This is a genomic window from uncultured Brachybacterium sp., assembly GCF_947500705.1.
In the GTDB taxonomy this organism is placed as follows: domain Bacteria; phylum Actinomycetota; class Actinomycetes; order Actinomycetales; family Dermabacteraceae; genus Brachybacterium.
On the sequence record NZ_CANMSY010000003.1, the window covers coordinates 252,025 to 271,968 of the forward strand.

The 19,944-nt window shown below is 70.4% G+C and carries 15 protein-coding genes; 5 read left to right on the forward strand and 10 right to left on the reverse strand.

Annotated features, from left to right (window positions below):
- Positions 1 to 174: 174 nt before the first annotated feature.
- From Q0937_RS07240 to iolC, 5 genes are read right to left on the reverse strand one after another with little or no spacing between them, the layout of a single operon-like run.
- Entirely contained in the window at positions 175 to 1,017 is an 843-nt protein-coding gene (locus Q0937_RS07240) for a GntR family transcriptional regulator (protein ID WP_363323212.1), read from the reverse strand.
- The gene (locus tag Q0937_RS07245) at positions 1,007 to 2,131 is read right to left on the reverse strand and encodes a Gfo/Idh/MocA family protein (RefSeq protein ID WP_299301643.1); all 1,125 of its coding nucleotides are present in this window, start codon (positions 2,129 to 2,131) and stop codon (positions 1,007 to 1,009) included. Before Q0937_RS07245 ends, Q0937_RS07240 begins: the two co-directional genes overlap by 11 nt.
- A complete protein-coding gene (gene iolB, locus Q0937_RS07250) occupies positions 2,128 to 3,045 on the reverse strand; it encodes a 5-deoxy-glucuronate isomerase (RefSeq protein WP_299301646.1) in 918 nt (305 codons plus the stop codon). The genes Q0937_RS07245 and iolB overlap by 4 nt, the downstream gene beginning before the upstream one ends.
- 25 nt (positions 3,046 to 3,070) lie before the next feature.
- Complete coding sequence (locus Q0937_RS07255; protein ID WP_299301649.1) at positions 3,071 to 4,006, reverse strand: deoxyribose-phosphate aldolase; 936 nt, start codon at positions 4,004 to 4,006, stop codon at positions 3,071 to 3,073.
- Positions 4,003 to 5,031 (reverse strand): 5-dehydro-2-deoxygluconokinase, encoded by a 1,029-nt coding sequence (gene iolC, locus Q0937_RS07260; RefSeq protein ID WP_299301651.1) that lies wholly within the window; start codon positions 5,029 to 5,031, stop codon positions 4,003 to 4,005. Before iolC ends, Q0937_RS07255 begins: the two co-directional genes overlap by 4 nt.
- 443 nt (positions 5,032 to 5,474) lie before the next feature.
- On the opposite strand from iolC, the gene iolD reads away from it, so the two are divergent.
- The 4 genes from iolD (at position 5,475) to Q0937_RS07280 (ending at position 11,420) form a co-directional block, all read left to right on the forward strand.
- Positions 5,475 to 7,481: a 3D-(3,5/4)-trihydroxycyclohexane-1,2-dione acylhydrolase (decyclizing) gene (gene iolD, locus Q0937_RS07265; protein ID WP_299301654.1), complete on the forward strand. Its 2,007-nt coding sequence runs from the start codon at positions 5,475 to 5,477 to the stop codon at positions 7,479 to 7,481.
- A gap of 83 nt (positions 7,482 to 7,564) precedes the next feature.
- Positions 7,565 to 9,061: a CoA-acylating methylmalonate-semialdehyde dehydrogenase gene (locus Q0937_RS07270; protein WP_299301657.1), complete on the forward strand. Its 1,497-nt coding sequence runs from the start codon at positions 7,565 to 7,567 to the stop codon at positions 9,059 to 9,061.
- A gap of 185 nt (positions 9,062 to 9,246) precedes the next feature.
- Entirely contained in the window at positions 9,247 to 10,200 is a 954-nt protein-coding gene (locus tag Q0937_RS07275) for a TIM barrel protein (RefSeq protein ID WP_299301660.1), read from the forward strand.
- Complete coding sequence (locus Q0937_RS07280; protein ID WP_299301663.1) at positions 10,197 to 11,420, forward strand: Gfo/Idh/MocA family protein; 1,224 nt, start codon at positions 10,197 to 10,199, stop codon at positions 11,418 to 11,420. Before Q0937_RS07275 ends, Q0937_RS07280 begins: the two co-directional genes overlap by 4 nt.
- On the opposite strand, the gene Q0937_RS07285 is transcribed toward Q0937_RS07280, so the two are convergent.
- From Q0937_RS07285 to Q0937_RS07305, 5 genes are read right to left on the reverse strand one after another with little or no spacing between them, the layout of a single operon-like run.
- Positions 11,372 to 12,211 carry an endonuclease/exonuclease/phosphatase family protein gene (locus Q0937_RS07285; protein ID WP_299301666.1) on the reverse strand — a complete coding sequence of 280 codons (840 nt, stop codon included), beginning with the start codon at positions 12,209 to 12,211 and terminating at the stop codon, positions 11,372 to 11,374. The genes Q0937_RS07280 and Q0937_RS07285 overlap by 49 nt on opposite strands.
- Before the next feature lie 37 nt (positions 12,212 to 12,248).
- Positions 12,249 to 13,277, reverse strand: a complete 1,029-nt coding sequence (locus Q0937_RS07290; protein WP_299301669.1) for an alkaline phosphatase family protein — start codon at positions 13,275 to 13,277, stop codon at positions 12,249 to 12,251.
- On the reverse strand, positions 13,274 to 16,378 hold the full coding sequence (locus Q0937_RS07295) for a glycoside hydrolase family 38 C-terminal domain-containing protein (RefSeq protein WP_299301672.1): 3,105 nt from the start codon (positions 16,376 to 16,378) through the stop codon (positions 13,274 to 13,276). Before Q0937_RS07295 ends, Q0937_RS07290 begins: the two co-directional genes overlap by 4 nt.
- Before the next feature lie 13 nt (positions 16,379 to 16,391).
- Positions 16,392 to 17,777 (reverse strand): 6-phospho-beta-glucosidase, encoded by a 1,386-nt coding sequence (locus Q0937_RS07300; RefSeq protein WP_299301675.1) that lies wholly within the window; start codon positions 17,775 to 17,777, stop codon positions 16,392 to 16,394.
- Positions 17,774 to 18,595 carry a DeoR/GlpR family DNA-binding transcription regulator gene (locus Q0937_RS07305; RefSeq protein WP_299301678.1) on the reverse strand — a complete coding sequence of 274 codons (822 nt, stop codon included), beginning with the start codon at positions 18,593 to 18,595 and terminating at the stop codon, positions 17,774 to 17,776. Before Q0937_RS07305 ends, Q0937_RS07300 begins: the two co-directional genes overlap by 4 nt.
- A 192-nt stretch (positions 18,596 to 18,787) precedes the next feature.
- On the opposite strand from Q0937_RS07305, the gene Q0937_RS07310 reads away from it, so the two are divergent.
- Positions 18,788 to 19,834, forward strand: coding sequence for a carbohydrate kinase family protein (locus Q0937_RS07310; RefSeq protein ID WP_299301681.1), 1,047 nt, complete (start codon positions 18,788 to 18,790; stop codon positions 19,832 to 19,834).
- Positions 19,835 to 19,944: the final 110 nt, after the last annotated feature.

Here is a 19,944-nt window from a genome sequence, read left to right on the forward strand (position 1 = left end):
CCGGGCAGAAGCGCCGCGCCGGCCTGCCGGCGGCTCACTCCATGTAGTCGTCACCGAGCAGACCCTGGTCGCGCAACCCATTCGTCGTCGCAAAGATCCCCGGGAACGACCCTCGACGATTCGGCACTGCGCTCTGGAATCGGATGAACACCGCCCCAGCGTCATGGCCGACCTTCAGGAATCCACCAGCGTGACCTCGAAGGAGTACCGCGAGGCGCGGTAGACGTGGAATCCGTACTCGACCACGGAGCCGTCGTTGGCGAAGGACTTGCGCTCCATGGTCAGCAGCGCCGCGCCGAGCTCCTCGTCGAGCAGCTCGGCGTGCTCCTCGTCGGCGACCGTCGCACCGATCCGCTCATGGGCCAGCACCGTGGTGATCCCGGCCTCGCGCAGGCAGGCGTACAGACCCGAGGCGGCGAGCGCCTCCCGGGTCGGGGCGATGCGCTCGGGGATGGTGTTGCGCATGACGGCCAGCGGCTCGTCGTCGGCGTAGCGCACCCGGATCAGATCCAGCACCTGCTCCCCCGGTCGCAGCTGGAGTCGGTCCACGGCCTCCGGCGAAGGGCGGCCGATCCGGTACTCGACGACCTCGGTGCGCGGCGCCTTCCCGGCGATGCGCAGGTCGTCGTACAGGGAGGTCAGCGCGACCTTCCGGTTCACCGGAGCCTGCACCACCTGAGTGCCCACGCCGCGCTTGCGCACCAGCATGCCCTTGTCCACGAGCTCCTGGATTCCCTGCCGCACCGTCGGCCGGGAGAGCCCCAGGCGCTTGGACAGCGCCAGCTCGTTCTCCAGCCGGCTGCCGGGGCCCAGCACCCCGCCCCGGATCGAGTCCTCGATCCCGCCGGCCAGCTGCAGGTACAGCGGGATGCTGGCGTCACGGTCGACCACGAGGTCGAGCGTGATCGGGCCGTTCTCAGCAGGGTCGGCGCCGCTGGCGGGGCTGGTGGCATGGCTGCTGGCGGGGCTTGTGGCATGGCTGCTGGCAGGGCTGCTGCTGAGACTGTCAGTGTCCACGACGGCCTGCTTCGGTGCCGGGCTGCTCGAGCAGGGTGACCTCGACGGCACCGTCGGCCGTGAGCGAGGCTTCTGCCGCCTCGCACGCCGCTGCGGCGACGTAGCCGTCCCAGGCGGTCGCCGAGCGGAGCGCGACGAAGGAGCCGTCGGCCACCGCCGCGATCCAGGCCTGGACCTCGGCGTCGTAGGCGGCGAGGAAGCGGGGCCGGAAGTCGAGCGGGACCGCGCCGCCCCAGCGGCCTCCGGCTTGCTGGGTGGTGACCATGCCGGTCTCCTGGCCGATGGTCGCCGTGCCCTTCGAGCCCACCAGCTCGGTGCGCACCTCGTAACCGGAGTGGGTGCTGACGTAGAGCTCGTCGGTGATCAGGGTGCCCGATGCGGTGCGGAACAGCAGCAGCATCGGGTCGCTGAGCCCGTCCGGCGCGTTCTCGGAGCTGCGACCGGTGAGCGTCTGGACCGAGACCACCGGCTCCTCGAGGAAGAAGGAGATCGCATCGATCTCGTGCACGGCGGAGTCGTAGACCATGTGCACGTCGGTGAAGCCCGGCAGCACGTCGGCATTGCGGTGCTTGCAGTTCAGGACCAGCGGGGTGCCCAGGTCACCGGCGTCGAGCGCGTCCTTCAGCTCGCCGTAGCCCGCATCGAATCGGCGCATGAAGCCCAGCGAGACGAACGCGCGGCCGGCCTCGTGCTCGGCCCGGACCACGTCATAGGCATCGGAGGGATTCATCGCCAGCGGCTTCTCGCACAGCACGGGCTTGCCCGCGGCGATGCAGGCCAGCACCTGGTCGCGGTGGAACTGGCCGGGGCTCGCGATGAGAACGGCGTCGACGTCGTCGGCGGTGATGACCTCCTCGGGGGTATCCACCACGCGGGAGCCGGGAGCCGTGGCGGAGACCTTCTCCGCGGTCTCGCGCAGGTAGTCGCTGACCACGCTGACGCGCGCGCCCTTGATGCGGTGCGAGAGGCGCTCGACATGGTCGGCGCCCATGCGGCCCACGCCGATGACGCCCACGCGGATGTCCTGCGGGAGCGCCGTGGGGCCGGTGCTCTTCGCCGCGTCCTGCGGCCCGGTCTGCGGGGGTGCGGCGGGCTGGGCCGTGGCTGCGCTCATCGGGCCTCTCCTTCGAGTCGGGGGTCGATCCCGGCCTCATCCCAGGTGCCGCGCACCCAGGTCTGCTCAGGATGGTCGGTGATATTCCAGGCCCGCTCGGCGTCCGGGCCGGCCATCACGTTGAGGTAAAACATGTCGTGGCCGGGGGCGGCGGCGCAGGGGCCATGCCAGCCGTGCGGGACCAGGACGGTGTCGCCGCTGCGCACCTCGGTGAGCACGTCGATGGGCGTGTCCTCACCGCTGGAGGTGGTCTGGTGGAAGCCGAAGCCGGGCCCGCCGCCGGGGGCGTCCTGGATCTCGTAGTAGTAGATCTCCTCGAGCTCCGATTCGCGATGCTCCCCGTCGTCCACGGTCTCGTCGTGCTTGTGCGCCGGGTAGCTGGACCAGTTCCCACCAGGGGTGATGACCTCGCAGGCGATGAGGCTGTCCATCGCATCGAAGGCACCGACGGTACCGAAGTTGCGCACCTTCCGGGTCATGTTCCCGCCGCCGCGGATCTCGACCGGGACGTCCTCGGCGCGGATCAGCGCGACCGGGTGGCTGCCCGTCGCGACCGCCGTCGCGAGTGCGAAGCGGCCCCCGTCGGCCGACGAGATCGTGGGCTGGGAGCCGACGGGCACGTAGAGCACGTCCGTCGCGGAGGCGAACACGTCGGCGCGACCGCGCAGCGTGTACGTCTCGCCGTCGACGGAGATCTCGCAGCTGCCGTTCAGGGGCACGATCATCGCCTCGACGCTGTTCGCCGTGAAGATCTCGCTCTCCCCCGCCCCGAGGGCGAGGACGCGCAGGCCGGTATGGACCCAGCCTTCGCGCGCACCGGGGTCGATGATCGTCTCGTAGGGGCCGCGGCCGGTGGAGCCGGCGGGCAGATGGAACTCCGAGCTGTCGTGCGTGCTCGTGACATGCGTGGTCATCGTGCTCTCCTCCCGAAGGGGTCAGTCAGCGGATCATCTCGACCGAGGCGCGCACCGCAGCGGTCACGTCGTCACCGGCCGGATACAACAGGGTGCGGCCGACGACCAGCCCGCGCACGTTCGGCCGGTCCAGGGCACGCTTCCACGATGCCCGCAGGGCGATCGGGTCGTCGTTCGCCGGGTCCCCGCCGAGGATCAGGGTGGGCAGCGTGGTGGAGTCCATGACGCGCTCCATGTGCTCCACCGCCGGCAGCTTCAACCAGGTGTAGGCGCTGGTGGTGCCGAGGCCCTGGGCGATGTGGATGGACCTGATGACAGCCTCCGGGGAGAGGTCGTTGACGACCTTCGTGCCAGGTCCGCCGGGGCGGGAGGACATGAACGGTTCGACCATCGCGATCAGCTCGTGATGGGCGAGCTCGGAGACCGCCGTCGCGCTCGCCTCGAGGATGAAGGGGGTGCGGTCATCGTCCAGGTCGATGCGGGTGAGCATCTTGCCGCCGTCGAAGCCGGCCGCCTTGACGGACGCCGCGTCATAGGCGGTGAAGCGGTCCTCGATCTCCCACGAACTGCCCTGCAGGCCACCGCGGTTCATCGAGGCGAACACGATCTTGTCTTCAAGAGCTCCCATGACCAGCAGGTCCTCGAGGATGTCGGCGGTGCCGAGCACTCCGTCCACCCCGGGGACGGCGAGCGCCTCACGCAGGCGATCCAGCAACTCGGTGCGGCTGGCCATGGCCTGGCCGCGGGAGCCGACTCCGAGGGCACCACGGGCGGGATGGTCCGCGGCGATGATCATCATCGTGCCGTCCGTGTCGGCGACGGTGCGTCGACTGCGGGTCGCGGCGAGGCGCGCGAAACGGCCCGGATCCTCGACGCGCACCCGCGTGACGTCCTCGTAGGTGGAGACGAACTCGGTGGTGGGGGTACTGGCAGAGGCTCCGCCGACCTGGAAGGGCCTCATGCGCTCTGCACCGCCGGCTCGTTGACACCGCGATTGCGCAGCGCATCGAGCATCTGCTCGACAGTCTGGCCGTGGTTGGGGTCACCGCCCGCGATCAGCAGGTCGATCTCCTCACCGGTGGGCATCGCGGTGGAGCACTCCAGGCGACTGGTGACGATGGCGCCTGCCGCATTGCAGCGGGTCAGGATGGTCTCCAGGTCCTGGCCGGCCAGCAGGCCGTGGGCCAGGGAGCCGCCGAAGCTGTCGCCGGCGCCGAGGCCGTTGATCACCTGGATCAGATTCGGGGCGACCACCACATGGTCATCGGCGGTCTTGCCGAGCACCCCCTTGGGGCCCTGCTTGACGATCGCGATCTGCACGCCCGCCTCGAGCAGCGCATCGGCGGCGCGCTCGGGCTCCGTCTCTCCGACGGCGACCTCGCACTCCTCCTTGTTGCCCACGGCGACAGTGGTGTGCTTCAGCGCCTCGCGGTACAGCTCGCGGGCCTCCTCCGGGCTGGACCAGAACATGGGCCGGTAGTCGAGATCGAAGACGGTGTGGGCGGTGCGGCCGCGTGCCTCGAGCGCCGCGAAGTGGGCGGAGCGGCTGGGCTCCTCGGACAGCCCCGTGCCGGAGAACCAGAACAGCGGCACCTCGCGGATCGCCTCGAGGTCCAGGTGCTCGGGGGCGACCTGCAGGTCCGGGGCGCTGGGCTGGCGGTAGAAGTACAGCGGGAAGTCATCCGGCGGGAAGATCTCGCACAGCGTGATCGGGGTGTTGAGCTCGCGGTTCCTCACCACGAAGCGGCCCGAGACGCCGAGGCGCTCCATCTCCTTGACCACATAGCGGCCGAAGGGATCATCCCCCACCCCGGTGATCACGGCGGGCTTGTTCCCCAGGCGGGCCGCGGCGACGGCGACGTTGGTAGGGCTGCCGCCGAGGAACTTGCCGAAGCTCTGGATGTACTCGAGCCCCTTGCCGATCTCCAGCGGGTAGATGTCCACACCGCTGCGCCCGAACGTGATGATGTCGAAATCTGCTGCCATGGGTCTCCATGCCTCCCTGCGTCGAAAACCTGGATCGCCGCCGTCTGCGACTGCTGCCGTGACTGCCGCCGTGTGTGACTGCTGCCGTGTGCGACGGTGCCCGGCGGTCCGGCGAGTGCGCCCATGCTCCCACGGAGGCTCCTCTTTGTCCAGACAAAAGATGCTGCCTGCTGGGTGCATGCACCAGCCAAGCTGGCAGCCCGACACCTCACGCCAGTAGTCGCGCCACACGTACCTCTCGGCATGCCTGTCGGAGCCGGCGGATCCCGCAAAGCTTGCCGCGACCTGCGCGGACAGCAACGCCGCCACACCTCGACATTGTCTTGACATGGTTGGGCGGTCGGTCCATGCTGGTGGATAACGAACTCACCGTCGAGTGGACCGCGTCCGGCGGTGCCACCCACGTCCCGCCCTGCGCGGCGGGCTTGCACAACGGAGGCAGCATGAGCGAGAACCTCTCGACGCCCGCCGGGGCCGTGAGCCCCGCCGCGAGCGCTCACCCCACCGGGACCATCCGGCTCACCGTCGCCCAGGCGCTGGTGCGCTTCCTGGCCGCCCAGTACGCCGAGCGCGACGGGATCCGGGAGCGCTTCATCCCCGGCACCTTCGGTATCTTCGGCCATGGGAACGTCGCCGGGCTGGGCCAGGCGCTGCTGCAGAACGCGCAGGATCCCGCCGAGGGTGAAGCGCCGATGCCCTTCCACATGGCCCGCAACGAGCAGAACATGGTGCACACGGCCGTCGCCTATGCCCGCACCAAGAACCGCCTGCAGACCTTCGCCTGCACTGCCTCGATCGGCCCCGGTTCCACGAATATGATCACCGGCGCGGCGCTTGCGACCGTCGACCGCATCCCGGTGCTGCTGCTGCCCAGCGACATCTTCGCCACCCGCACCGTTGACCCGGTGCTGCAGCAGCTCGAGGACGAGACCAGCGGGGACGTCTCCGTCAACGACGCCTTCCGTCCTGTCTCGCGCTACTTCGACCGCATCTCCCGGCCCGAGCAGCTGATTCCGGCGGCGCTGCAGGCGATGCGGGTGCTCACCGATCCGGCGGAAACCGGTGCGGTGACCCTCTCCTTGCCGCAGGATGTGCAGGCCGAGGCCTTCGACTGGCCGCTGGAGTTCTTCCGCGAGCGCACCTGGCACGTGGCCCGTCCGGTGCCCGAGCCCGTAGCCCTCGACCGCGCCGCCGAGGTCATCCGCTCCGCGAAGCAGCCGGTGCTCATCGCCGGTGGCGGCGCGATCTACTCCGAGGCGAGCGATGCGCTGGCGGCCTTCACCGACGCCACCTCCATCCCGGTGCTGGACACCCAGGCCGGCAAGGGCGCCCTCAGCGCGGATCACCCGCTGTGCATCGGCGGCGTCGGCTCGACCGGCAACAACGCCGCGAACACGCTGGCCGCCGAGGCCGACGTGGTGATCGGTGTGGGCACCCGCTACACCGACTTCACCACCGCCTCCCACACCGCCTTCCGCAACCCCGACGTGCGCTTCGTGAACCTCAACGTCAAGGCGTTCGACGCCGCCAAGCACTCCGCGACCATGGTCGTCACCGATGCCCGCGCCGGGCTGGACGCCCTGCGCGAGGCTCTGGCCGGGGCCACGGCGAGCGACGCGGCACCCGGGGCGACGGCGACCGACATCGCCTCAGCTACCGGCTACCAGGCACCGGCCGAGCACGCCGAGCGCGCCCGCACCCTGCGCGCCGAGTGGGAGGAGCTCGTGGCCCCGTGCTTCGCCCCGCACGACCAGGAGCTGCCCGCCCAGACCGAGATCTTCGGCGCCCTGAACGACCTGATGGGCGACGAGGACATCGTCATCAACGCCGCCGGTTCCATGCCCGGTGACCTGCAGGCGCTGTGGAAGGCCCGCTCGCCGCTGCAGTACCACCTGGAGTACGGCTACTCGTGCATGGGCTACGAGCTGCCGGCCTCGCTCGGCGCGAAGATGGCCTCCCCCGGCTCGGAGGTGGTCGCGATCATCGGCGACGGCACCTTCCAGATGGCACCCCAGGAGATCGCCACGATCGTCGCCGAACGGGTCAAGGTGATCCTGGTGATCCTGCAGAACCACGGCTGGGCCTCGATCGGTGCGCTGTCCGAATCGCACGGCAGCCAGCGCTTCGCCACCCAGTACCGCATGCGCGACGCGACGTCGGGGCTGTTGGACGGCGGGCTGGTCCCGCTGGACGTCCCCGCGAACATCCGCTCCTACGGCATCGAGGTCCAGGAGGTCTCGAGCGCCGCCGACTTCCGTGAGGCCTATCGTCGAGCCGCGGCCTCGAGCGAGGCCACCGCGATCGTGGTCACCACGAACCTGTACGGCCCGAACCCGCCCGGCAACAGCTGGTGGGACGTACCCGTCTCGGAGGTCTCCACCCTCGACTCCACGCAGTCCGCCCGGGGCGTCTACGAGGACCAGCGCTCCCCGCAGCGCCACTACCTCTGACCCGCCCGCGCACCGCACGAAGCACCACCCCACGACACCACGCACCGACCGACCTGCAAGCCCGACCCGCAAGGAGAACACTCATGGGTTACGACGTCCCGCACTGGATCGATGGCCATGAAGAGAACGGCGGCGGCTCCACCCAGCCGATCATGAACCCTGCCACGGGCGCCCAGGTGGGCACCTTGCAGCTGGGCGATGAGTCCACCGTCGACCGCGCCGTCCAGATCGCCGCGGACGCGCAGAAGGCATGGGCCAAGGTGTCCCTAGCCGGACGCACCCAGATCTTCTACCGCATGCGTGAGCTGATGATCGAGCACACCGACGAGATCGCCCAGGTCATCTCGCGCGAGCACGGCAAGACCTTCGGGGACGCGAAGGGCGAGATCGCCCGCGGCCTGGAGACCCTGGAATTCGCGACCTCCATCACCCAGGATCTCAAGGGCGGGTTCTCCCAGAACGTCTCCACCGGGGTGGACGCGCACACCCTGCGTCAGCCGCTCGGTGTGGTCGTCGGGATCACCCCGTTCAACTTCCCGGCCATGGTGCCCTTCTGGATGCACCCCGTCGCCATCGCGACCGGCAACGCGTTCATCCTCAAGCCCTCCGAACGCGACCCGTCCGCCTCGAACATCGTCGCCCGCCTCTACCAGGAAGCCGGCCTGCCTGCCGGCGTGTTCCAGGTGGTCCACGGCGGCAAGACCGTGGTCGACGCCCTGTCCACCCACGAGGGTGTCTCCGCGGTGTCCTTCGTGGGTTCCACCCCGATCGCCATGCACGTCCATGCCACCGCCTCCGCGGCCGGCAAGCGGGTCCAGGCCCTCGGCGGTGCGAACAACCACGCCGTGATCATGCCGGATGCGAACCTCGAGTTCGCCGCCGCGCAGGTCGCCTCGGGCGCGTTCGGCTCCGCCGGCGAGCGCTGCATGGCGGTCCCAGTCGCGGTCACCGTGGGCGACGCCCATGAAGCGTTCATGACTGCGATCACGGCCGAGGCGAAGAAGCTCGTCGTGGGCCCGGGAGATGATCCGACGACCGACATGCCGCCGGTGATCACCCCCGAAGCGCGCGAGCGCGTGATCCGGATGACCGACGAAGCCGAGCAGGCCGGCGCCACGATCGTGGTCGACGGGCGGGGCCTCGTGGTGAAGGGCTTCGAGAAGGGCAACTTCGTGGGGCCGACGGTCATCACCGACCTCGCCGCCGACCATCCCACCTACACCGAGGAGGTGTTCGGGCCGGTTCTCGTGGTGATGCATGTGAACAACTTCGACGAGGCGATCGACCTGGTCAACTCCTCACGCTTCGGCAACGGCACCGCGATCTTCACCGACTCCGGCCACTACGCCCGCCGCTTCGAGGACGAGATCCAGGTGGGCATGATCGGCATCAACGTCCCGATCCCCACCCCGGTGGGCTACTACTCCTTCGGCGGCTGGAACGACTCGCTGTTCGGCGAGCACCACGCCCATGGTCCCGAAGGCGTCAGCTTCTACACCCGCCAGAAGGCCGTCACCACCCGCTGGCCCGCCCAGAACGAGACCGTCGAAGCCTCGATGAGCTTCCCCACCCACGACTGACCCGTGCCCGGGGTCTGGTGCCACAGTTTTGTGGCCTGAGGACCGATGCTGAGCTCACCATCGGTCCTCAGGCCACAAGACTCCGCACCCTCGCCGCGATCCTCGGGCCTGGTCCGAGAGACAGCGCTTCGGCCACACCCCGGGCTGGCCCCTCCGTGCACATGACCTCCGAAGGAGCAAGAGTCTTGACCACCACCTCCGGTGCCGCGCGCATCGACAAGTCCCGCAACCCCGAGCCGCCGTTCAACAAGCTCACCATCGGCGTGTGCCCCGACCAGTGGGGGGTGTGGTTCCCCCAGGACGAGAAGCAGATCCCCTGGCGCACAGCGCTCGGCGAGATGGCCGAGGCGGGCTTCTCCGTGATGGAGACCGGGCCCTGGGGCTACTTCCCCCAGGATGCGAAGCAGCTCCAGTCCGTGATGGACGAGCACGGCTTCCGCGTCGTGGCCGGCACCGGCTGGGGGATCCTGCACAAGGAGGAGGCCTGGGCGGAGACCGAGCGGACCTTCCGCGCGATCGCCGAGACCCACGCGGCCGTGGGCGCGGAGTACATGGTGCACCTGCCGCCGCTCTACCGCGACGACAAGACCTGGGAGTTCACCGACGATCGGGAGCTGACCGGTGAGGCATGGAAGCTGTATGTCAACAACGCCAACCGCCTCGGCAAGCTGCTCAAGCAGGACTACGGGCTGACGATGGTGCTGCACCCCCACGGCGATTCCCACATCGAGACCCCGGAGGAGATCGCGCGCGTCTTCGAGGCGACCGACCCGGAGCTGGTGAGCTTCTGCCTGGACACCGGCCACATCGTCTACGGCGGCGGAGACCCGGTGCAGATGATCGAGGAGTACCCCGAGCGCATCGGCTACGTGCACATCAAGGCCTTCGACCCGGACATCACCCGCGAGGCCCACGAGAAGGACTGGCCCTTCGGGGAGGCCGTGGCCAAGGGCGCCTCGGTGCGCCCGCCGAACGGTCTGCCGGACATGCGGGAGCTGGTCGCAAAGCTGGCCACCCTGGATCGTGAGCTCTACGTGATCTGCGAGCAGGATCTCTACCCCTGCGAGCCGGGTCTGCCGCTGCCCAACGCGATCGCCACCCGTGAGTTCCTGGCCGACTGCGGACTGGGACTGAAGTGAGCGCGCCGCGGGAACTGGGCATCGGCCTGGTCAGCCTCGGCTGGATGGGGCGCCTGCATGCCTCCTCTTACCAGCGCCTCCCCTCCCGCTTCCCCGAGCTCGGGATCCGGCCCCGCCTGGTGGTCGCGGCAGACCCGATCCAGGAGAACCAGCAGGCCGCGGTCGAGCAGTTCGGCTTCGAGAAGGCGGTCGCGAGCATCGAGGAGGTGCTCGCCGATCCCGAGGTCGAGGCGGTCTCGATCTGCTCGCCGAACTTCCTCCATCGCGACTTCGCCGTCGCGGCGGCGCGGGCCGGCAAGCCCTTCTGGATCGAGAAGCCGATGGGGGTCTCCGCCGCGCAGTCCCGCGAGATCCACGACGCCGCTGCCGCTGCGAACGACGGCGCGGGCGTCGCCACGGCTGTCGGCTTCAACTACCGCCACGCCCCGGCGATCGCGCATCTGCGCGCCCTGGTCGCCGAGGGTCGTCTGGGCTGGATCACGAACGTGCGCTGCTGGCTGAACGCCGACTACGCCTCCTCCCCCGACGGCGCCCTGATCTGGCGCTACGACCGCGAGAAGGCGGGCAGCGGCGTGATCGGCGACCTGCTCTCCCACGGCGCGGACCTGGTCCAGCATGTCACCGGGCAGCGCCTCACGGAGGTCACCGCCGTCTCCGACGTGTTCATCACCGAGCGTCCGATCGCCCTCTCCGCGGGGGTGGGTCATGGCGGTATCGAGGTCGGCGAGGAGCGCGGCCGCGTCGGCAACGAGGACTGGGTGGCGGCGCTCGCGCGGCTGGACGGCGGGGCCCACGCGACCCTGGAGTCCTCGCGGGTGGCGCGCGGGCACCGCTCCGACTACGCGCTGGAGGTGTTCGGCACCGAGGGCTCGGCGCGCTGGTCCTTCACCCGGATGAACGAGTTCGAGGTGATGCTCGGCGAGGGCGGCACCGAGCACGGCTACACCACGGTGCTCGCAGGTCCCGGCCATGGCGACTACGCCCGCTTCCAGCCCGGGCCGGGCATCCCCATGAGCTTCGATGACCTCAAGACCATCGAGGCCGCGTCGTTCCTCTCCGACGTCGTGCACGGCACGCAGCTCGCCCCGAACGCGGCCGACGGGCTGAGCGCAGCGGAGATCTGCGACTCGATCGTGCGGTCCGCCGCGTCACGGAGCTGGGAGGCCGTGCCTCAGGGCAGAGCGATCAGTGCCTGCACGGCGGCGTGGTCGGAGGGATAGCGGCCCTCGCCGCCACGGGAGACGTTGATCGCCGCGCGCACCGTGGTGATGTCCTCTGAGGTGAGGATCCAGTCGATGCGCTCACCGCCCTCGACGGGTGCCCGGTAGTCGAGGAAGGTGCCCCAGGCCGGGGTGAGCTGCGCCTCCGCGGTGTCCCAGGTGTCGACCGTCGGCCCCTCGGTGACCAGAGCGGTGTAGGCACCGGAGTCGTGGGCCGCAGCGTTGAAGTCGCCGGTGACGATGACGGGCACCGAGCTGCCGGTGACCAGTTCGGTGAGGGCCCGGGCACTCCGGCGCCGGGCGATCTCGGACTCGTGGTCGAAGTGGGTGTTCAGCACGGTGAGCTCACGGTGAGTGGCGAGGTCGCGCAGTTCAGCTCGCACCACGATGCGGGTGACGGTGTGACCCCAGGTCGTCGAGCCGATGATCTCCGGAGTGTCCGAGAGCCAGAACTGGTCCCAGGAGAGCAGCTCGAGGCGCTCTGCGTCATAGAAGATCGCGGCATGCTCGCCGTGGCTGCCGCCCTCGCGGCCGTAGCCGACGCACCGATGGCCCGGCAGCGCCTCCTCGATCGCGGAGAGCTGGCCGTGCAGAGCCTCCTGGACACCGAGCACCGCGGGCCGCTCACGCGCGAGCAGCTCGATGAGCCGCGGCCGACGTTCTGGCCAGTGATCAGCATCTCCAGGGTGGGTGGCGCCGTCGCCGGAGCGGTCGAGGCGGATGTTCATGCTCATCACGTGCAGCTGCGCGGGGGTGGCGGGCCCGATCAGAGCCGGCGAGGGTCGGGTCATGAGGAGCTCCTGGGTGCTGCGTGACGGGTGCTGAGGTTCACCACTCGTACGCCTGGTTCCGCGTCGGGCCGACGGAGGGGGTGTCGCACCGTATCCCGACCTCGTGCCCGGCCTCCCAGCGCGCCGGGGTGACGCCGATCAGATCGAGCAGCAGCGGGGTGACGTCCTCGCTGCGCAGGGCAGGAGTCCCGGCGACCCGGTCCTGGACCCACGTGGAGGAGCCCTCCGGCCCGACCCGGTGGAGCAGCAGGAACGAGCGGCGCACGTCCTCCTCGTCCTCCCCGTGCCCGCCGCCGGGCTTGTGGCCGTGGTCGGTGACCACGGCGATCAGCCACTCCTCCCCCAGCTGCTCATAGCGTTCGCTGACGGCCTTGACCAGGTAGCGCACGTGCTCGTCGACCGCGGTGATCGCTGCCCGGTACTGCGGGGACGCGGCGCCGTGGGCATGGCCGGCCTCGTCGGCCCCCTCGAAGTAGACGAAGGCCGCGTCCGGCCCCTCGTGGTTGAGCACCCACGCGGCGTGCGTGCGCACCTGCACGTCCGCGCTCACGCAGCCGCGGGAGAAGTCGGTGGCCGCCATCAGCTGGTGCTGCCCGCCGAGCTGCTGATCCGTGCGCTGGTGGATGACGGGGCCCGCACCGCCGGCGGTGACCAGCGCATCCCAGGTGGAGGCGGCGAAGGTGCGGGCCGACGGGTCGGCGAAGAACACCTGGGAGAGCAGATCCGGGGTGCGGGCGAGCCGATGGCCGACGAACTCGTTCCACCAGACGTTGTTCTGCTCATGGGTGGTGCCGGTGAGCAGCGAGGCCCAGCCCGGCCCGGAGTCGGTGGGCGGGGTCATCCAGACCGGGAGCACCGCCCCGCCCTCGAGCAGACGGGACAGGGTGGGCGCCGCCGGTTCACCGCCGGGCGCGGGCATCTCCGGTGCATCGGCAGGGCGGGGTGCGGCGGCGAACCGGGGGTCCGCGGGATGGTCCGGGCTGGCGAACCCGTCATGCCGGTCGAGTGCGGCGGGGATCGCGAGATCGATGCGAACCCCGTCCAGTCCGATCAGCAGGAGCTTCATGAGAGGTCCTCCGGGGTGAGGCGCAGCGAGAGGATCTGGAAGGGTCGCAGGGAGAGAGGGATCCCCGCGCCTGCGGCGAGGTCACCAGCATGGAGGTCCACCTGCGGGTTCTCGACCGGCTCATCCAGCGGATCGACCTCTCGCGCTCGGGTCAGGGCGATGCCGGGATGGAGCACGGTGCGGGTCCGGGAGCCGCCGCCTTCATAGAGGCGCACGATCACGTCGCCGCAGCCGTCGTGGGCCGGCAGCACGGCTTCGACATGCACGCCCGGGTGCTCCACCCGGGCAAGGGCGCGGGCTCGTGCCGGGGCCGTCGTGGCCCGCAGCGGCTGGTTCAGGGCATAGCCGGCATGTGCGGCGGCGACCGGATCGGCCTCGACCAGCAGCGCGTAGCGCAGGCGTCGCCGGCTGCGGTCCGCTCGGGGGTCGGGCCAGTTCGGGCTGCGCATGAGACTCAGCCGCAGCAGGGTGCCGGTGGCGCCGTCCCCGTACCAGGGCATGGCGTCGTAGCCGTAGGTGGAGTCGGTGATCAGCGCCGCGCCGTCGCCGGGTTCCGCAGCGAGCACCCAGCGATGCATCACGGTCTCGAACTTCGCGAACTCCCAGGTGGTGTTCTCGTGCAGCTCCCTCGCGACGTGCCCGAACTGCGTCTCGGCGAGGGTGCGCTCGGCCCGGACGGCGAGCGGGAACGCCGCCTTGAGCAGGGTCTCCCGCTCCTGCCAGTCGACCTCGAGGGCGATGTCGAGCTGCCGGGACTCCGCATCCAGGCTGATCGTCATCGTCGCGGGGGAATCCCCCAGCCTCCGCTCGATGCGGAGAGCGGCGCGCAGCGGCCCGGCGGTGAGGATCTCGAGCGTCGGCGCGGGCTCGACAGGGAGAGCATGCCGACTGCCCCGGTAGTGACGGTCGATGTCCCAGGCATCGAACTCGTTGGGGACGTCCTCGAACAGCTGGAGCTCGTTGCCGCGGGCGCCGGGGGCGAGAACCTCCCGGTCCCCGTTCCGATCGTGCACGCGGCGCAGCGCGCCATCGGGGTCGACGTGGATCTCGAGGTGGGCATTGCGCAGGATCGCACCACCGGCACCGTCCGCGACGGCGGTGACGGCATCGCGCGGAGCGGCGAGCGCCTCTGTGAGCGGCGTGAGGGAGGAGCCGGCCACCTCGACGAGGTGCGGGGCGCCGGCGAGCTCGATCACCTCGCGGCGGGCGTGCGGGCCGGGGTTCAGCAGCCCGCGCTCCTCAGCCCCGTCGGCGGCGAGGAGTGCGAGGCCCTCGCTGGTGAGCTCCGCCGTCCGTTCAAGGATCGCGGCGTGGTCGGCCCGGGCGTCCCGATGCACCCAGGCGATGGAGGTGCCGGGCAGGATGTCGTGGAACTGGAGCAGAAGGGTCCGCTTCCACAGCGCATCGACCGCCGCCTGGTCCAGGGCGCCGCGACCGGCGAGGCCCACCAAGGTCCAGACCAGTTCGAGCTCGCGCAGCGCGTGCTCCGCACGGCGGTTGCCCTGCTTCATCTCGAGCTGCGAGGTGAAGATGCCGCGGTGGAACTCCAGGTAGAGCTCTCCGCGGTAGGTCGGCGCGGCCTCTGCGTACTCCTCGCGCGCGGCGTCGAAGAAGGCATCCGGGTCCCCCATCCGCACGCGCGGCGAGCCTTCGAGGTCCGCGCGCCGACGGGCACGTTCGAGCATGTCGGCCGTCGGCCCGCCACCGCCGTCCCCGTAGCCGAAGGGGATCACCTGATGGCTCGCACGGCCCTTCTCGTGGAAGGTGCGCTCGGCATGGGAGATCTCGTCCGCGGTGAGCATCGAGTCGTAGCTCTCCACCGGCGGGAAGTGGGTGAACAGGCGGGTGCCGTCGAGCCCCTCCCACCAGAAGGTCGAGTGCGGGTGCTGGTTGGTGCGGTTCCAGGAGATCTTCTGGGTGAGGAAGCCGTCCATCCCGAGCTGCCGGGCGATCTGCGGCAGAGCGGCGGAGTAGCCGAAGGAGTCCGGAAGCCACAGGGTGCGCGAGCGGACCCCGAACGCGGCCTCGAAGAATCTGGTGCCGTAGGTGAACTGGCGCAGCAGCGCCTCGCCGCCGGGCATCGTCGCATCGGATTCGACCCACATGCCCCCGGCGGGGAACCAGCGCCCCGCCGCGACGGCCGAGCGCACCCGCTCGAACACCGCCGGCTGGTGCTCCTGCAGCCATTCGTACTGCTGGGCACTGGTCGCGGTGAAGGTGAACTCGGGGTACTCCTCCATCAGCGCGGCGACGTTGGAGAAGGTGCGGGCCACCTTGCGGACGGTCTCACGCACCGGCCACAGCCAGGCGGAATCGATATGGGCGTGACCGATCGCGGTCACCTGCAGCGCCGACGCTCCCGCCGGGGCGGCGAGCGCCGGAGCGAGCACCGCTCGCGCCGCCGCGGCGCTCCCGGGGACATCGTGGAGGTCGAGGGTGTCGATCGCATCATCGAGGGCCGCGAGGATCCGGGCCCGACGCACAGACCCCTCCTCCAGCTCCCCGGCGAGGCCGCGCAGCACGTCCACGTCGTGCCAGAGCCCCCACACGTTCTCATCACGCACCACCCAGCGGGCGCTGCGCAGCGAGTAGAGCGGCTCCTGCGGCGCGGTGAGCCGGTCGCCGAGCTCGGTCGGCTCGGTCCCCCGCTCCATCATGTCGGGATTCGCCGCGGCTTCGATGTGGAAGCGCACCTCGCGGCCGGCCGCGTCGGGCACGAGCGCGCTGCGGTTGCGGGAGTTGATCGCCTTCAGCGGGGTCATGCCGGCGTCGAAGAGGAGGCCCTCGCACTGGTTGCCGGGCCAGTCGTCCTTGAAGCCGAGATCCACCTCGAGTCGCAGCACCTCCCCGTCCATCACGGCGGGGACCGTGCCGTCGAGCCGGAACCAGGTGGTCGACCACGGGATGCCCCAGGGGTGGGGCAGCGTGATCGGAGAATGGCCTTGGGCAGGGACGGTGGCGGGCGGGACCGGCTCGCCGTCGCCGGGCACGGCCCAGGCGCTCACCGCGAGCGGGCCGAAATCGCGCTGCACCGCGGGGGCGATGCGCTCGCGCTGGGTGCGGTCGACCCGGGCGAGGATCCGTGACTCATCGTGGAACATCGGGACCTCCTGGTCAGCGCAGGGCGGCGAGCTCGGGGAACTCGGCGGCCGCGAGATCGAATGCTCGACGGGCGACTCCCACACCGCCGACGAGCGGGTGCAGCGCCAGCGCCTCGATGGCGAGGTCTCGGCGTGATTCGGTCACCGCGCGGATCGCCGTGCGCTCGACATGCTTGACGGTCTGGACCAGGCCGCGGGCATGCGCGGGCAGAGGGGAGACGGGCAGCGGTCGCGGTCCCTGGGCGTCGACCAGGCATGGCACCTCGATCACCGCGTCGTCGGGCAGGTGCTCGAGCGTCCCGCGATTGGCGACGTTGAGCACCAGCTGGGCGGGGCGGTCTTGGGCGATCGCATGCATGATCGCGAGGGCCACCCGGTCGTAGCCGCCGGCGTCGAGGTCCTCGGCGTCACGCCCCACCCCTCCGGCGGCTTCGCGGTTCGAGGCCATGTACGTCTCCTCCCGGCGCTGCCGGGTGCGCTCCCACAGCTGGGCCGCGTCCGCAGGACCCGCCTCCGCAGCGGCCCGATAGAACTCACGCTGCTGCTGTGCGAGGAAGACACCGCGGGTGGCGTCGCTGCGACCGTCGGCCTCCACCGTCTCGCGCGCGAAGTAGTAGTAATGGAGGTACTCGTTGGGGATGCTGCCCAGGGTGCGCAGCCATTCAGCGCCGAACAGCCGCCCCTCCTCGAAGCTCTCCAGGAGATCCGGCCGCTCCAGCAGCCGGGGCAGTACGTCCTCGCCGTGCACCTCGAGCCCCTGGAGCCATCCGAGGTGGTTCAGTCCCGCGTAGTCCAGCCGCACGTCACCCCCGCCGACGCCGACCTCGCGGGTCGTGCCTGCCGGGACCAGGTCCGCGGATTCGAGGCTGCCGAGCACCCGACGGGCGAGGCCGATCGGCGAGTCGCAGATGCCGATGACCCGGTCGCCGAGGATCTGCCGGCTGGCTTCCGTGACGATCCCGGCGGGGTTGGTGAAGTTGATCAGCCAGGCCTCGGGATTGACGTCGGCAAGGGTGCGCGCGATGTCGAGCGCGACGGGCAGGCCGCGCAGCGCATAGCTGATACCACCGAACCCCGTGGTCTCCTGCCCGAGGATCCCCAGCTCTCGAGCGATCCTCTCCTCCACGGCTCGTCCCTCGGTGCCGCCGACCCGGATCGCGGAGAACACGAAGTCGGCGCCTCGCACCGCCTCGGCGAGGTCCTCGCAGTGCATGACCTCGGGGGCGTGGGGAGCCCGGTCCGCCATCGCGGTGAGGATCTTAGTCATCGCGGCGAGGCGCGCTGGGTCGCTGTCGTGCAGTCGCACCTGGGTCACCCGACCCTCGGACCGATCTGCCAGCAGGGTGCGGAACACCAGAGGGACGCGGAATCCGCCTCCCCCGAGGAGCGTGAGGATCATGGGACGAGGACCTCCGTCGAGGCGTCGGCGCAGAGGCGAGCGAGCGCCGTCGGCAGGGGGCGGTCGATGACGAGTCTGTCCACGGAGGCCAGTTCGAGCGCGGTGTAGGCACCGATACCGGGGATCTTCGAGGAGTCGGCGAGCACGGTGGTCTCGCCGCTGCACTCGGCCGCGGCTCGCTTGATCGCAGCCTGGCGCGCGTCGTTGTCGCGCACGATGCCGAGCTCCGTGATGCCCGCGCAGCCCAGGAAAGCACGATCGATGTGGAGCTCGCGCAGCTCCTCCTGGACGCTCCGACCCTGTGTGCAGCGATATTCGCGGTTGTACTCACCACCGAGCACCACGAGCTTCCCGCGCTGCGAGGCGGACAGGACGTCCACCACGCCGAGCGAGTTGGTGACGACCGTCAGCGGACGGTCCAGAAGACAGCGGGCCAGTTCATAGGTGGTGGTGCCGATGTCGAGGAAGAGGGTCTCGCCGTCCGCCACCAGTGCGGCGGCGGCGCGAGCGAGGGTGCGCTTGAGCGCGGAGTTGCGCGTGAGGACCTCATGGAAGGGCTCATCGACCTCTGCCGCCTCATGGGGGGTGGATCCCTCGGTCACCTCGGCGTCGAGAGAGGATGGATCCTCCTCGGCATTCTCCGGCAGCTTGGCGCCGCCGTGGACGCGCACCACGCGCCCCTCGGCCACCAGGTCGTCGAGATCTCGACGAGCGGTCGCTCCCGACACCTTGAGGACATCGACGATCTCGTGGGTGGAGACGACCTTCTGCTCCTGCAGCATGGACTCGATCGCATCGAGGCGGGCAACTCTGATCACCTGGGACACGCTATCCCTCGCGACGCCGCGATAGCAACACTTTCGCTCATGCGCGCTCAAACTGTCCCGATTTGCGGCTCTTCAATCCCAATCTGTGATCACTCTTGACCATCTGCAATCATCTGCGCACAATGGGCGTCATCTTCTCGGGTCACAGCGATGTGCCACGAGCCGCCGAGGAACGGAGCATCGATGCACCCCTCCCCGATCGACGTCGCGAGCGCCGCGCCTGCGGGTCTCGTGCCTGCGAGCGCAGCGCCGACGAGCGCAGCGCCAGCGAGCGCCACGGTCATGCCCCTGCAGGTGGACCTGCTCGCGGTGGGCCAGCTCTTCCTCGACGTCCTCTACGGGGTCCTCCCCGCAGCACCGACCCCGGGGCAGGAGATCTTCACCGATCGCGCCCAGCTTATCCCCGGCGGTATCGCGAACTTCTCCGCTGCGGCCTCCGCGCTCGGAGCCCGCACGGCGATCGCGGCCCGGATCGGTGACGGGCCCGTCAGCCGCATCACCCGTGCGCTGCTCGAGGACTCCGGCGTCGACACCACCCGCCTCCAGCTCGTGCCCGGCTGGGACCTCCAGGTGACCTCCGCACTCCCCTATGCCGGAGATCGCGCGCTTGTCACCGGCGGCCCCGCCCCCACGGGTGCCGCGCCCGCTCCGGACGTGCGCGGCGCCTCCTCGATCGCCCTGCACCTCGGGCTCGAGGACCTCCCCTGGCTCGCGGAGACGGACGCCTCGGTGTGGGCCGACGTCGGCTGGGACGCGACCGGCACCTGGGATCGCGCCCTGCTGCGCCACCTCGCACAGTGCGAGGGCTTCCTGCCCAATGACGTCGAGGCGATGGCCTACACCGGGACCGACTCGCCGCTCACCGCCGCCCGCCGGCTCTCTGACCTCGTGCCGATCACCGTCGTCACCCGCGGGGCCGACGGGGCCATCGGGATCGACTCGCGCTCAGGTCTCGAGGTGGAGGTGGGAGCACCCGCGCTCGGCCCCGTCGATCCCACCGGCGCCGGCGACACCTTCGGCGCCGCGCTCATCGTGCTGCGAGATCGTGGCCTCGAGCTCCGTGACTCCCTGGAGGCGGCATGTCTGGCAGCCTCCGCACGCGCTGCCGGGCTGGCCGGCCCCGGTACCACCCCCGACCTGGCCCACCTTGCCGCCCTCGCCCGGGAGCACCGTCTGGAGTGCACCGAAGCGCTCGAAACGCTCCTCACCGAGACACCCGGGCAGAGCTGACCTCATGCACCCCCTCCACTGGTCGGACGGACGCCGCGGGCCGCCGACTGCGATCCAACCCCAGCTCCCCAGCCCGCCTCACCCTCACCTGCATCACCCGTCTCAAAGGA